Origin of the sequence: Acinetobacter calcoaceticus, from assembly GCF_051947995.1 — a bacterium.
In the GTDB taxonomy this organism is placed as follows: domain Bacteria; phylum Pseudomonadota; class Gammaproteobacteria; order Pseudomonadales; family Moraxellaceae; genus Acinetobacter.
In genome coordinates, this window is sequence record NZ_JBLVVH010000021.1 from 1,209 (window position 1) to 1,789 (window position 581).

Sequence of the window (581 nt, forward strand, 5' to 3'; positions counted from 1 at the left end):
GCGGTCCTCTAGGTTCGATCACTGACATTATCGGCGGTATTACGGGTGGTATCAGCGGCGGTGTAAATAGCGGAGATATTATTTCTGGTATTGCTCAACCGATTCAGACCGTAATCAGTAATGGAAATGTGACGATTGATAGCTTGCAAGACCATGTCAGCACACTGTTCAGTGACGGTTCATTTGACGGTATTAATAACCTCATCAGTGTAAGTGCTGGCAATGGTGATTATAGTATTGATGGAAGTATCGATGGCATCTTGGATGCATTGACGGGTACTGTATCTTCAGGCATTGCTGTTGGCGAACCAAATCCAAATAGTGGTGCTTTAACAGATCTTGTTTCACTGCAATCTCCACTCAACAATCTTACAGATCACCTCTTCAGCTCTGTAAATCACTTCTAAATAGATCAAATAAAAAAGCCGCTGATCAGCGGCTTTTTTATATTTCTAATATTTACGATCTACGATCCGTAAAATTCAGGCACAAAAAAACCGCAATTAAGCGGTTTCTTCTCTTTAAGTTGGTGCGCTCAGAGAGATTCGAACTCCCGACCCCTTAGTTCGTAGCCAAGTGCT

1 pseudogene is annotated in these 581 nt (G+C 42.3%); it reads left to right on the forward strand.

The annotated features are described in order from the left end of the window. Nucleotides 1-407 (forward strand): annotated as a pseudogene (locus ACNQO6_RS18360) (agmatine deiminase); the annotation flags it as partial. Nucleotides 408-581: the final 174 nt, after the last annotated feature.